The following is a 12,141-nucleotide window of genomic DNA, read 5'->3' on the forward strand; positions in this document are numbered from 1 at the left end:
AGCTTCCACCCAAGGAGAAGAAGAATGAGCGCCAAGACCGTCACCGACGACACCTTCGCGAGCGACGTGCTCGCCAGCGACAAGCCGATCATGGTCGACTTCTGGGCCGAGTGGTGCGGCCCGTGTCGCGCCGTGTCGCCGATCCTCGACGCGATCGCGACCGAGCACGCCGACAAGCTCGACATCGTCAAGCTCAACGTCGACGACAACCCCGAGACCGCGATGAAGTACGGCATCACCTCGATCCCGGCGATGTACGTCTTCAAGGGCGGCGAGGTCGTCAAGCGCGTCATCGGCGCCAAGCCGAAGCCGGCCCTCGAGTCCGACCTCGCGGAGTTCCTGGCCTAGAGCCGGTCCACCCCGCAGTCCGCGGCCCCGTTCCCCGTCCGGGGAGCGGGGCCGTCGGCGTTCCCCTTGTAGCCTGGGCTCTCCGAGAGAGCGGACCAGCCGATGACGAACGCACCCCAGCAGGGCACCAACCTCGACCCGTGGTACGGCACCTACGCCGCCCGCACGGCCGGGCTGGCCGCCTCGGAGGTGCGCGCGCTGTTCGCCGTGGCGAGCCGTCCGGAGGTCGTGTCGCTCGCGGGCGGGATGCCGTTCGTGTCCGCGCTGCCGCAGGAGCTCCTCCGTGCGGCCGTCGACAAGACCGTCGGCGACCGCGCCGGGGTGGCGCTGCAGTACGGCTCCGGCCAGGGCGACCCGCACCTCCGCGAGCAGATCCTCGACGTGATGGCGCTCGAGGGCATCCGCGCCAGCGCCGACGACGTCGTGGTGACCACCGGGTCGCAGCACGCGCTCGAGCTCATCGCGAAGCTGTTCCTCGATCCGGGCGACGTCGTGATCGCCGAGGGGCCGAGCTACGTCACGGCGATCACCGTGTTCAAGTCGTTCCAGGCCGAGATCTCGCACGTGACGATGGACGACGAGGGCCTCGTGCCCGAGGCGCTGCGCGAGCGGATCGCGTCGCTGCGCGCCGAGGGCCGCCGCATCAAGTTCCTCTACACGATCCCCTCGTTCCACAACCCGATGGGCGTGACCCTGCCGTGGGCGCGGCGCACCGAAATCCTCGAGATCTGCCGGGAGCACGGCATCCTCGTCGTCGAGGACAACCCCTACGGCCTGCTGTACTTCGACCAGGCGCCGCCGCACGCGATGCGCTCCGTCGAGGAGGACGGGGTCATCTACCTCGGCACGTTCTCGAAGACGCTGGCGCCGGGGCTCCGGGTCGGCTGGGCGGTGGCGCCCCACGCCATCCGCGAGAAGCTCGTGCTCGCGAACGAGGCCGCCGTGCTGTCGCCGAGCTCGTTCTCGCAGACGGTGATCTCCGAGTACCTCGACACCGCCGACTGGCGCGGCCAGATCGACACGTTCCGCGACGTCTACCGCGAGCGGCGCGATGCCATGCTCGGCGCGCTCGGCGAGCACCTGCCGACGCTGCGCTGGACCGTGCCGAACGGCGGCTTCTACGTGTGGCTCACCCTGCCGGATGGTCTCGACTCGAAGGCGATGCTGCCGCGTGCCGTCACGGAGCTCGTCGCCTACACGCCCGGCACGGCGTTCTACGCCGACGGCGGCGGCCGGAGCGCCATGCGGCTGTCGTTCTGCTACCCGACGCCCGACTTCATCCGCGAGGGCATCCGACGCCTCGCCAGGGTGATCAGCGGAGAAGCGGCCCTGATCGGGGAATTCACCGGATCGCTCTCGCTCCCCGCGTCGTCGGACACCGGCCCGCTCTCGAACATCCTGCCCCCGAACGTCGGCTGAGGTCCCCATGAGCTCCCCCCTGAACCGCGTCGTCGTGCTCGCCGGCGGCATCTCCCACGAGCGCGACGTCTCGCTGCGCTCCGGACGCCGCGTCGCGGATGCGCTCCGCGAGCACGGCATCGCCGTCGAGCTGCGCGATCCGGACGCCGGACTGCTCTCCGCACTCCGCGACGACCGTCCGGACGTGATCTGGCCGGCGCTCCACGGCGCGAGCGGGGAGGACGGCGCGCTCCGCGGCCTCCTCGACTTCCTCGGCCTGCCCTATGTCGGCTCGGATGCGGACGCGTCCCGCCTCGCCTGGGACAAGCCGACCGCGAAGACCCTCGCCGCGCGTGCCGGCGTCGCCACGCCCCGCTCCATCACGCTCGGCCGCGACGCGTTCCGCGAGCTCGGCGCCGACGCGGTGTTCGCCGCGATCGCCGACGAGCTCGTCACCCCGCTGGTCGTGAAGCCGGCCCGCGGCGGCTCGGCCCAGGGCGTCACAATCGTCACCGAGCCCGCCGGCCTGCCGCGCGCGATGGTCGACGCGTACACCTACGCCGACGTCGCCCTCGTCGAGCAGCAGATCACCGGCACCGAGATCGCCGTCGGGGTGCTCGACACCGGCGACGGTCCGGTCGCGCTGCCGGCGGTCGAGATCGAGCCGCTCTCCGGGGTCTACAGCTTCGAGGCGCGCTACAACGCGGGGGAGACCCGCTTCTACACGCCGGCGCGGATCTCCGACGAGATCGCGGCGCGCGCGGCCGAGACCGCCCTCGTCGTGCACGGCGCCCTCGGCCTCCGTCACCTCAGCCGCGTCGACCTCATCGTCGACGGCGCCGGCACCCCGTGGTTCCTCGAGGCGAACGTGCTGCCGGGGCTCACCGAGACCTCGCTCTACCCGCAGGCGCTCGAGGCGGCCGGGCACGATCTCGGCTGGGTGTACGCGGCGCTGGCGGAGTCAGCGCTCCGCGAAAAGAGCCTCTGAACAGGTCTTTCCCGATCATGCCGGTCACGGCATGATCTAGCGGAAACCCTCCTGGCCGAGCTCGCCGAGGATGCGGTTGAGGTCGCCGACGCTCGCGAAGTCGATCACGATCTGGCCCTTGCGCGCCGACAGCGAGATCTTCACCCGGGTGTCGAGGCGGTCGCCGAGCGACTCCGCGATCTCGTCGAGCCCGCCGCGCAGCCGTCCGGCGTTCGGCCGGGCGGCGCGGGTCTTCTTCGCGGTACCGGAGGCGATGGCCTCCGCCTGCCGCACGGAGAGCTCCTCGTCGACGATCTTCGCCGCCAGCCGCTCCATCGAGTCCGCGTCACCGGCCGACAGGATGGCGCGCGCGTGGCCCGCGGTGAGCACGCCCGCCGCGACGCGCCGCTGCACGCCCTCCGGCAGCCGGAGCAGCCGCAGCGTGTTGGTGATCTGGGGGCGGGAGCGGCCGATCCGCTCGGCGAGCTGCTCCTGGGTGATGCCGAAGTCGGCGAGCAGCTGCTGGTAGGCCGACGCCTCCTCGAGCGGGTTCAGCTCCGCGCGGTGCAGGTTCTCGAGCAGCGCGTCGCGCAGCATGTCCTCGTCGGCGGTGTCGCGCACGATGGCCGGGATGCTGTCGCGACCCGAGGCCTTCGTGGCCCGGAGCCGGCGCTCGCCCATGATGAGCTCGTACTGCGGCTCGCCCTCGGCGGCGTTCGGCCGCGGGCGCACCACGATCGGCTGCAGCACGCCGAACTCGCGCACCGAGGTGACGAGCTCGGCGAGCTCCTCCTCCCGGAACTCGTGCCGCGGCTGCACCGGGTTGGGCACGATGTCGTCGGGGGAGAGGCTCGCCAGCCGCGCACCAGGCACAGCGACGAGGCCCGACTGGTCGTCGACCCCCTCGGAGCCGCCGTCGGGGAAGAACACGTCGACCGGGCGCTCCGCACCGGCCGGCGCAGTCGGGATGAGCGCGCCGATGCCGCGGCCGAGCCCGGTCCGCTTCGCCGCGGCCATCAGCGCACCGCCGTCGCGCCGCGGGTGGCGATCTCCGCCGCGGCCTCGCGGTAGGAGAGCGCGCCGGCGGAGTTGAGGTCGTACCCGACGACGGTCTGGCCGTAGCTCGGCGCCTCCGAGATGCGCACCGACCGCGGGATGACCGCCTTGAGCACCTGCTCGGGGAAGTGCTCGCGCACCTCTGCCGCCACCTGGTTGGCGAGGTTGGTGCGCGGGTCGAACATCGTCAGCAGGATCGTGGAGACGGCCAGGTCGGGATTCAGGTGCTTGCCGACCAGGGCGATGTTGTCGAGCAGCTGGCTCAGGCCCTCGAGCGCGTAGTACTCGCACTGGATCGGGATGAGCACCTCGCGGGCGGCGACGAACGCGTTGATCGTCAGGAGGCCGAGCGACGGCGGGCAGTCGATGAAGACGTAGTCGACCGGGGTGTCCGTCTCCTCGAAGTAGTCCCGCAGCGCGCGGCCGAGCCGCTGCTCGCGGGCGACGAGCGACACGAGCTCGATCTCGGCTCCGGCGAGGTGGATGGTGGCCGGCACGCAGAGCAGATTCGGCGACTCCGGACTCTGCTGCACGACGTCGTCGATCGGGATGTCGTTGATGAGCACGTCGTAGACGCTCGGCGTCTCCGACCGGTGCTCGACGCCCAGCGCGGTGGAGGCGTTGCCCTGCGGGTCGAGGTCGATCACGAGCACGCGCAGGCCGGCTCGGGCGAGGGCGGCCGCGAGGTTCACGGTCGACGTGGTCTTGCCGACGCCGCCCTTCTGGTTCGCGATGGTGAAGATGCGCGTCGAGGCCGGGTGCGGCAGCTCCTGCTCGGCGAGGGCGATCCGTCGACGGGTGAGGTCGGCGATCTCGCGCGCGAGCGGCGTCGACGCGTCGAAGGCGTTGGGGGAGGTCACCGAGCCGTCCGTCTCCTGGTTCGTGGGGGGATCGCCCAACTCTAACCGCCGCGCCCGGTGCATCCCTCCGGCGGGCACTGTCCTGGGGATGGCCACGACGGTGTGCGGCGGCGCAGGGCGGCGCATGTTCCACGTGAAACATCGGGAGCCGGAGCGCGGGTGTCTCCGGGGGTGGCTTTCTCCGCGGTCGGGCCCGCGGAAGAAGACCGACCGCGAGGTCTCCGTGAGGGTGAAGGGGTGAGGCAGTTGTATCCTCATCTGCCATCGGCCCGGGCGGGACTCCCCACGGCCATGCCCGGATGGGGCGCGGGGACGATCGAGAACCGTCTCGGAGTCGGGCGAGCGACTGCCTCGTCGAGAACGCGTCGTGGCTCAGCGGCTGGGTCGCCGGCGGTGGCTTCGGCCGCAAATGCTTGCCGCGCGACGCATCGGGTCAATTCGCGCCGGCGCCCGCACATCCCGGTGAGCAGCGATGGGGGAGTCGGGTATCGATACCGCGGGCCGAGGCAACGGTCGATGTTCCACGTGAAACATCCGCACCTCGCCCACATGCTCGCGGCGCGTGACCGCGTCGGCCGGCCGCTTCGCCGCCTCTGTGCCGACGGTGTCGGGAGATCACTGCGAGCACTCGATGTTCCACGTGAACATCGAGCCGGACAGGCATGAGGGCGAACCAGTGAAGCGACGTCCGTGCCGCCTGGTCGGGCCACCGCGCGGATGTTCCACGTGGAACATCGGCGCCGAAAGCAGCAGGAGGACCGCTGATCGACAAGCCTCCTCCGTGGCATCCCGTTCGCCGTCCGACCGCCGATATACCGGGACCACAACGTCGCACGATCGGAACGAGCCATCCCTACCGGCACGCGGTGGGTTCAGAACGCCTGCCTCTGCGAGAAGGCGGTCGGGGGCAACGGCGGCCCGCCGCGGTGTGGCCGGCATCCATGGGCACGGCGCGCGTCCGCCGCTCCTGATCCGCGAGCGCCGAGGAACCGGGACGAACTACCCCGGACCTATCCGATCGTCCCGCGGACCACCCGGGTCACGTCCGGCAGCAGGCCCTCGCCGAGCACGACGACCTCGACGTCCTGCACGCGCGCCTTCCGCAGCTGCTTTGCGGCGCCGTCGATCTCCTCCTGCGCGCGGGCGCCCTTGAGGAAGAGGAACTCGCCGCCCGAGCGGAGCAGGGGAGCGGTGAGCGGCAGCAGCTTCGACAGCGCGCTGACCGCACGAGCCGTGACCTGATCGAGCGGCTGGTCGAGGCGGGCCTCTTCGGCTCGCGCACGGACGACATCCACGTTGTCGAGGCCGAGCCGGTCGACCTCGCTGCGCAGCCAGTCGATGCGGCGCTCCATCGGCTCGATGAGCACGAGGTGCGCGTCCGGTCGGGCGATCGCCAGCACGAGGCCCGGCAGACCCGCGCCGCTGCCGACGTCGCCGACGCGGCCGGGTCGCAGCAGCGGAGCGAGCAGCGCGCAGTTCAGCACGTGCCGCGTCCAGAGCTGGGGGAGCTCCCGCGGGCCGATCAGCCCGAGCTCCTCCCCGCGCGACGCCAGCTCATCCGTGTACGAGCGCGCGAGGTCGATCCGGTCGCCGAACAGCTGAGCGGCGACGGCCGGCTCGGCTTCCGACGGTGTCGGTGTTCCACGTGGAACATCGACGGGGGAGTCGCCGGTCACGCCTTGGTGATGACGGTGTGGCGGTCGCGACCCTCGCCCTCGGACTCCGAGGTGTAGCCGCGCTCGGCGACGAGATCGTGCACGAGCTTGCGCTCGTAGCTCGACATGGGCGGGAGGGAGGCGGACGACGATCCACCCTCGATGCGCTGCACGGCGTGGTCCACGAGGGCGGCGAGCTCGCCGGCGCGCGCGTCGCGGGAGCCGCCGATGTCGAGGATGAGGCGCGAGAAGCGGCCGGTGCGGTTCTGCACGGCGAGGCGGGTGAGCTCCTGCAGCGCGCCGACGGTCTCGGGCTTCGAGAGCGTGGACAGCGCGAGGCCCTCGGCGTCCTCGCCGGCGGTCACCGACAGGTAGGCACGGCCGGCACGGGCGTCGATGTCGAGGTCGCCGTCGATGTCCGCGATGTCGAGGAGCTCCTCGATGTAGTCGGCGGCGACGTCGCCCTCCTCGACCAGCTCGTCCTGGGTCGGCGGGTCGCTCTCCGCGGGAGCGTCGGCCGCGTCGCCGCCGGCCGGAGCGTCGCCGGCGGGGGTTGACTCGGAAGCGGCGGCGGCGGTCGACTCCTCGACCACGGTGCTCGTCACGTCGCTGGTCACGTCGCTGGTCTCGGTGCTCGTCACGTCGCTGGTCTCGGTGCTCGTCACGTCGGAGTCGCTCATGCCTGGTTCCCGTTCTGGCTCTGGCCCTGCTTCTTGGCGCGGTTCTTGCCTACCGGCTGCACGCGCTGGCTGTTGGTCTTGCGGCGCTCCTCGAGCGCCCGCTCCTGCTCGGCCTCCTCGGCCAGCAGCTGCTCCTGCGTCATCTTGGCGCGGGCCCTCTTGGCCAGGCGCGCCTCGCGCTCGAGCGCCGCGTCGCTGCCCGGCGTCGGCGAGTTCCGGATGACGACGTACTGCTGCACCATCGTCCAGATGTTGGAGGTGAGCCAGTAGAACATGACGCCGATGGGGAACGCGATACCCGAGAAGATGAAGACGATCGGGAGCACGTACAGCAGCATCCGCTGCTGGCGGTACATCGGGCTCGCCTTCATCTCCGGCGTCTGGTTCTTCGACATGATCTGCAGCTGCGTGATGAACTGCGACGCCGTCATGATCGCGATCATCACGACCGCGATGCCCAGCACGACCCAGTTCTGGGCGGTCCACGCGGACTGCATGCTGTCCTTCAGCGGCGCCTTCCAGTCGCCGTCGAAGAGGTACGCCTTGCCGAACTGGTCGGAGAGCTCCTTGGTGAGGAAGCCGACGCCGGCCTTGTCGTTGCGGGCCTCGTTGAGCACCGAGAACAGGCTGAAGAAGATCGGCATCTGGATCAGCAGCGGCAGGCACGACGCGAACGGGTTCGTCCCGGCGTCGCGGTAGAGGTTCATGGTCTCCCGCTGCATCGCCTCGCGGGAGTACTGGTCCTTCTTGCCCTTGTACTTGTCCTGGATCTTCTTGAGCTGCGGCGCGACTTCGAGCATCTTGCGCTGGCTCTTGATCTGCCGCACGAAGATCGGGATGAGCGCGGCGCGGACGATCAGCACGAGGCCGACGATGGAGAGGACCCACGTGAGACCCGCCGCCGGGTCCATGCCCAGGATCGACAGCAGCTGGTGGAAGCCGACCAGGATCGCCTCGATCACCCACTTGATGGGCCAGAGCAGGGTCTGGAAGAAGCCGAAGATGTCCATGGCGGTGTGAGGTCAGGCCTTTCGCGAGCTCGCGACGACGAAGCCGGAGCGGGTGATGGGGTAGCGGGGGTCCGAGCTGTGGCCCGGCACGTCGTCGACGCCCCCACGGGACCACGGGTGGCAGCGCAGAAGCCGTCGGCCGCCCAGCCACACGCCGCGCACGACGCCGTGACGCTGGATCGCTTCGAGAGTGTAGGCGGAGCAGCTGGGGTAGTACCTGCAGACGTCTCCGTACAGCGGCGAGATCACGGCGCGGTAGGCACGGAGGATCGCGACGCAGACGTTGCGGGGGAGCAGGAGCAGGAAGGTCATCGCTCAGCCGATCCCGAGCCGCGGCAGCATCGCCGCGCGGGCGTCGGTGCGCAGCTCGTCCCAGCTGCGCTCCGCCGACCCGGGGAGAGCGCGGACGACGATGTCGGCACCGCCGGCACCGCTGTCCACCAGCTCCCGGCCGATCGCCCGGAGGCGACGGCGGAGCCGGTTGCGCTGCACGGCGCCGCCGACGGCCTTCGACACGATGAAGCCGAAACGCGCCGGATCGCCGTGGCGATCCAGCGCGTAGTAGACGGCGAGCGGTGTCGTCGTGCGGCGCCCGCGGCGGACGGCGGTGCGGAATTCGTCAGCCCGCACCACGCGGTTCGCTCGAGCGAGCACGACGCCGGCCGCGTCGGTTCAGGCGGAGAGCTCGGTGCGCCCCTTGCCGCGACGCGCGGCGAGGATGGCGCGGCCCGCACGCGTGCGCATGCGGAGGCGGAAGCCGTGCTTCTTGGCGCGACGGCGGTTGTTCGGCTGGAAGGTGCGCTTGCTCATAGTGGTATCTCCGTTTGCCCGGCGGCATCCCGGGAAGATCTCGAGTCAGCCGCACGACGGGGCTGACGACAACCGGTTAAAAATAGGCGGTCCGCGTGCTTCGGTCAAACCCGCGCGCGCAAACCGGCGAATCCTTCCACCACGACCCCGAAACGGTTGGCAATGACGCGCCGGAGAGAACTAGGGTGTCCCTCAGTCGATCCGGGGGGCGGGTCGGCGTCCGCATCTCCACAGATGTCCACCGTCGTGGATAATCCTGTGGATAACTGCGCGCGCTCGAACACGGAAAGGGACCATGGCCGAGGAATCCGACCCCACCTGGGAGCTCTGGAACGGCATCCTCGGACGACTCCAGCACGACGACCGCGTCACCCCGCAGCTGCGAGGCTTCCTCAACCTGGTGGAGCCAAAGGGCGTCCTGGCCGGCACCCTCTATCTCGAGGTCGCGAACGACCTGACCCGCACGATGCTCGAGCACCGCATCCGGATCCCGCTGCTCGACGCGATCACCTCCGCCGGCGAGACCGACGTGTCGAGCTTCGCCATCGTCGTGAACCCCGACATCGAGACGGCCTCGCTGCCCCGCGCCGAGCCGACCGTCGAGGACCCGGCCCCGTGGCAGGACTCGAACGTCACGCCGATCCAGGGCCGACGGGCCGAGAGCCGGCTGAACCCGAAGTACAACTTCGACAACTTCGTCATCGGCGGATCGAACCGCTTCGCCCACGCGGCCGCGGTCGCCGTGGCGGAGGCGCCGGCCAAGGCCTACAACCCGCTGTTCATCTACGGCGACTCGGGGCTCGGCAAGACGCACCTCCTCCACGCCATCGGCCACTACGCCGAGAACCTGTATCCGGGCATCCGGGTGCGCTACGTGAGCTCGGAGGAGTTCACGAACGACTTCATCAACTCGATCGCGAACAACCGGTCGGCCGCCTTCCAGTCGCGGTACCGCGAGATCGACATCCTGCTGATCGACGACATCCAGTTCCTGCAGCGTGCGGTCGAGACGCAGGAGGCGTTCTTCCACACCTTCAACACGCTGCACGACCACTCGAAGCAGGTGGTCATCACCAGCGACGTCGCGCCGAAGCACCTGACCGGCTTCGAGGACCGGATGCGGTCGCGCTTCGAGTGGGGACTCATCACCGACGTGCAGGCGCCGGACCTCGAGACCCGCATCGCCATCCTGCGCAAGAAGGCGCAGTCGGAGCGGCTGCAGGTGCCGGACGACATCCTCGAGTTCATGGCGACGAAGGTGTCGTCGAACATCCGCGAGCTGGAGGGCACGCTCATCCGCGTGACCGCGTTCGCGAGCCTGAACCGCACGCCGGTCGACCTGCAGCTGGTGCAGACGGTGCTGAAGGACCTGATCACCCTCGACGAGGACAACGTGATCGCGCCGGTCGACATCATCAATCACACCGCGGACTACTTCAAGCTCACCGTCGACGACCTCTACGGATCGAGCCGGTCGCAGGCGGTCGCCACCGCGCGTCAGATCGCGATGTACCTGTGCCGTGAGCTCACGAGCCTGTCGCTGCCCAAGATCGGCCAGCTGTTCGGCAACCGCGACCACACGACGGTGATGTACGCGAACAAGAAGATCAGCGAGCTCATGAAGGAGCGCCGCTCGATCTACAACCAGGTCACCGAGCTGACCAGCCGCATCAAGCAGAACCAGCGCTTCACCGCGCGCTGAGCGCCGTCGACCGCGCCGCACGGCCTCGGCCCATCCGGAACCCGGCTGCCACCGGGCATTCCTGTGAGCCCGCAGGGTATGAAGTCCACATGTGTGAACGACCTGTGGATAACTGTGCAGAACCGCCCCCGGGGTGTGGACGGATCGGGTCCGGGCTGTGGACGGGACGAGGGGGCGGTCCGCGCTCTCCCCACCCGGGCGGCGCGTCGTCCGGACCCCGCCCACAACTTCCACGGCTGTAGTTCCCCGCCGCCGGCTGGGATGCCGGATGTTCTCCACACCGTCCACAGCCGTTAAGAAGAAGACAGAGTTCTTCCTCCTGTTCGCCGATTCCACAACCCGAGCGCCGGCGGCCTCGGACCCCCTCGCCCGGCGGCCCTCCACTGCTCACCTCCCGCGGGACTGTGCCAGGATGCTCGTGCGCGCACCCCGCGCTCAGACCCGTGAAGACGCCCGAACCGGACGAGGAGAACCGCCTGTGAAGTTCCAGGTCAACCGCGACGTGTTCAGCGAGGCGGTGTCCTTCGCGGTCAAGCTCCTCCCGCAGCGCACCACGCAGCCGATCCTCAGCGGCGTGCTCCTCCACGCCGAGGGCAGCTCGCTGACGCTGTCGTCGTTCGACTACGAGGTGTCGTCGCAGACCGAGATCGCCGCCGAGGTCGACGACGACGGCACCGCGCTCGTCTCCGGCCGGCTGCTGGCCGACATCGCGAGCCGGCTCCCGAACGCGCCCGTCGTCTTCGAGACCGTCGAGGGCAAGATCGCCGTGAGCTGCGGCTCCGCGAAGTTCACGCTGCTGAGCATGCCGGTCGAGGAGTACCCGACCCTGCCCGAGGTCTCCGAGACCACCGGCGTGCTGCCGTCCGAGGACTTCGCCGCCGCCGTCGCGCAGGTCGCCGTCGCCGCCTCCCGCGACGACGTCACCCCGGTCATCACCGGGGTGCAGCTCGAGGTCGGCGAGACGAGCCTGTCGCTCGTCGCCACCGACCGCTACCGCGTCGCCATCCGCGAGATCGACTGGGATTCGGGCACCACCTCCGCCGAGGGCACCACCGCGCTCGTCCCGGCCCGAACACTCTCCGAGATCGGCAAGACGTTCGGCCACAGCGGCACCGTCGCCGTCTCGATCATCCGCCGCGACGACCGCGAGCTCATCGCCTTCAGCGCCGACAAGCGCACCGTGACGTCGCTGCTCATCAAGGGCAACTTCCCGCCGGTCCGCCGCCTGTTCCCCGACGTCGTCGAGGACTACGCGGTGCTCAACACGGGCGAGCTCGTCGACGCGGTCCGCCGCGTCGCGCTCGTGCTCGAGCGCGAGGCCGCGCTGCGCTTCAGCTTCTCGATCGACGGGCTCCGGCTCGAAGCGGCCGGCTCCGAGCAGGCCCAGGCCTCGGAGACCATCGACGCGCACCTCCACGGGCAGGACACGGTCGTCTCGCTCAAGCCCTCGTTCCTCCTCGACGCGCTGAGCGCCGTGCATTCCGAGTTCGTGCGGGTGTCGTTCACGAAGACCGACAACCCGAACAAGCCCGGCCCGGTGCTCATCACCAGCCAGTCGTCGAAGGACCAGCCCGGAGCGGACAACTACAAGTACCTGCTCCAGCCCAACCTGCTGCTCCGCTGACGCCGGGGCGGCGCCACCTCAGGAGCGCGCG

13 protein-coding genes are annotated in these 12,141 nt (G+C 70.1%); 5 read left to right on the forward strand and 8 right to left on the reverse strand.

Annotated elements, in window-relative coordinates; all coding sequences use genetic code 11:
- The first annotated feature begins 24 nt into the window (after nt 1-24).
- From trxA to AC1RSJ_RS00125, 3 genes are all read left to right on the forward strand, one after another.
- Entirely contained in the window at nt 25-348 is a 324-nt protein-coding gene (gene trxA, locus AC1RSJ_RS00115) for a thioredoxin (RefSeq protein WP_493116247.1), read from the forward strand.
- A gap of 102 nt (nt 349-450) precedes the next feature.
- A complete protein-coding gene (locus tag AC1RSJ_RS00120; protein WP_493116249.1) occupies nt 451-1,767 on the forward strand; it encodes an aminotransferase-like domain-containing protein in 1,317 nt (438 codons plus the stop codon).
- A 7-nt stretch (nt 1,768-1,774) separates the two neighbouring features.
- Nucleotides 1,775-2,734 (forward strand): D-alanine--D-alanine ligase family protein, encoded by a 960-nt coding sequence (locus AC1RSJ_RS00125; protein ID WP_493116251.1) that lies wholly within the window; start codon nt 1,775-1,777, stop codon nt 2,732-2,734.
- Between the two features lie 36 nt (nt 2,735-2,770).
- On the opposite strand, the gene AC1RSJ_RS00130 is transcribed toward AC1RSJ_RS00125, so the two are convergent.
- From AC1RSJ_RS00130 to rpmH, 8 genes are all read right to left on the reverse strand, one after another.
- Nucleotides 2,771-3,730 (reverse strand): ParB/RepB/Spo0J family partition protein, encoded by a 960-nt coding sequence (locus AC1RSJ_RS00130; protein ID WP_493116253.1) that lies wholly within the window; start codon nt 3,728-3,730, stop codon nt 2,771-2,773.
- Nucleotides 3,730-4,692, reverse strand: a complete 963-nt coding sequence (locus AC1RSJ_RS00135; RefSeq protein ID WP_493116255.1) for a ParA family protein — start codon at nt 4,690-4,692, stop codon at nt 3,730-3,732. Before AC1RSJ_RS00135 ends, AC1RSJ_RS00130 begins: the two co-directional genes overlap by 1 nt.
- Before the next feature lie 947 nt (nt 4,693-5,639).
- On the reverse strand, nt 5,640-6,305 hold the full coding sequence (gene rsmG / locus AC1RSJ_RS00140) for a 16S rRNA (guanine(527)-N(7))-methyltransferase RsmG (RefSeq protein ID WP_493116257.1): 666 nt from the start codon (nt 6,303-6,305) through the stop codon (nt 5,640-5,642).
- Nucleotides 6,302-6,949, reverse strand: coding sequence for a Jag family protein (locus AC1RSJ_RS00145; protein WP_493116834.1), 648 nt, complete (start codon nt 6,947-6,949; stop codon nt 6,302-6,304). Before AC1RSJ_RS00145 ends, rsmG begins: the two co-directional genes overlap by 4 nt.
- Before the next feature lie 11 nt (nt 6,950-6,960).
- Nucleotides 6,961-7,974, reverse strand: a complete 1,014-nt coding sequence (gene yidC, locus AC1RSJ_RS00150; protein ID WP_493116259.1) for a membrane protein insertase YidC — start codon at nt 7,972-7,974, stop codon at nt 6,961-6,963.
- Nucleotides 7,975-7,986: 12 nt separating this feature from the next.
- Nucleotides 7,987-8,286 carry a membrane protein insertion efficiency factor YidD gene (yidD, locus tag AC1RSJ_RS00155; RefSeq protein WP_493116261.1) on the reverse strand — a complete coding sequence of 100 codons (300 nt, stop codon included), beginning with the start codon at nt 8,284-8,286 and terminating at the stop codon, nt 7,987-7,989.
- A 3-nt stretch (nt 8,287-8,289) separates the two neighbouring features.
- Complete coding sequence (gene rnpA / locus AC1RSJ_RS00160; protein ID WP_493116263.1) at nt 8,290-8,628, reverse strand: ribonuclease P protein component; 339 nt, start codon at nt 8,626-8,628, stop codon at nt 8,290-8,292.
- A gap of 18 nt (nt 8,629-8,646) precedes the next feature.
- On the reverse strand, nt 8,647-8,784 hold the full coding sequence (gene rpmH, locus AC1RSJ_RS00165; protein WP_003800212.1) for a 50S ribosomal protein L34: 138 nt from the start codon (nt 8,782-8,784) through the stop codon (nt 8,647-8,649).
- Between the two features lie 295 nt (nt 8,785-9,079).
- Here rpmH and dnaA point away from each other — a divergent pair, with 295 nt between their 5' ends.
- Entirely contained in the window at nt 9,080-10,486 is a 1,407-nt protein-coding gene (dnaA, locus tag AC1RSJ_RS00170; RefSeq protein ID WP_493116266.1) for a chromosomal replication initiator protein DnaA, read from the forward strand.
- A gap of 478 nt (nt 10,487-10,964) precedes the next feature.
- Complete coding sequence (dnaN, locus tag AC1RSJ_RS00175; protein WP_493116268.1) at nt 10,965-12,110, forward strand: DNA polymerase III subunit beta; 1,146 nt, start codon at nt 10,965-10,967, stop codon at nt 12,108-12,110.
- Nucleotides 12,111-12,141: the final 31 nt, after the last annotated feature.

The organism is Schumannella sp. GW821-FHT10F01 (assembly GCF_058809295.1).

Bases quoted from the DNA above. Each gene is read 5' to 3' on its own strand.
- trxA (WP_493116247.1), top strand. From the start codon at position 25: ATGAGCGCCAAGACCGTCACCGACGACACCTTCGCGAGCGACGTGCTC.
- AC1RSJ_RS00120 (WP_493116249.1), top strand. From the start codon at position 451: ATGACGAACGCACCCCAGCAGGGCACCAACCTCGACCCGTGGTACGGC.
- AC1RSJ_RS00125 (WP_493116251.1), top strand. From the start codon at position 1,775: ATGAGCTCCCCCCTGAACCGCGTCGTCGTGCTCGCCGGCGGCATCTCC.
- AC1RSJ_RS00130 (WP_493116253.1), bottom strand. From the start codon at position 3,730: ATGGCCGCGGCGAAGCGGACCGGGCTCGGCCGCGGCATCGGCGCGCTC.
- AC1RSJ_RS00135 (WP_493116255.1), bottom strand. From the start codon at position 4,692: ATGCACCGGGCGCGGCGGTTAGAGTTGGGCGATCCCCCCACGAACCAG.
- yidC (WP_493116259.1), bottom strand. From the start codon at position 7,974: ATGGACATCTTCGGCTTCTTCCAGACCCTGCTCTGGCCCATCAAGTGG.
- yidD (WP_493116261.1), bottom strand. From the start codon at position 8,286: ATGACCTTCCTGCTCCTGCTCCCCCGCAACGTCTGCGTCGCGATCCTC.
- rpmH (WP_003800212.1), bottom strand. From the start codon at position 8,784: ATGAGCAAGCGCACCTTCCAGCCGAACAACCGCCGTCGCGCCAAGAAG.
- dnaA (WP_493116266.1), top strand. From the start codon at position 9,080: ATGGCCGAGGAATCCGACCCCACCTGGGAGCTCTGGAACGGCATCCTC.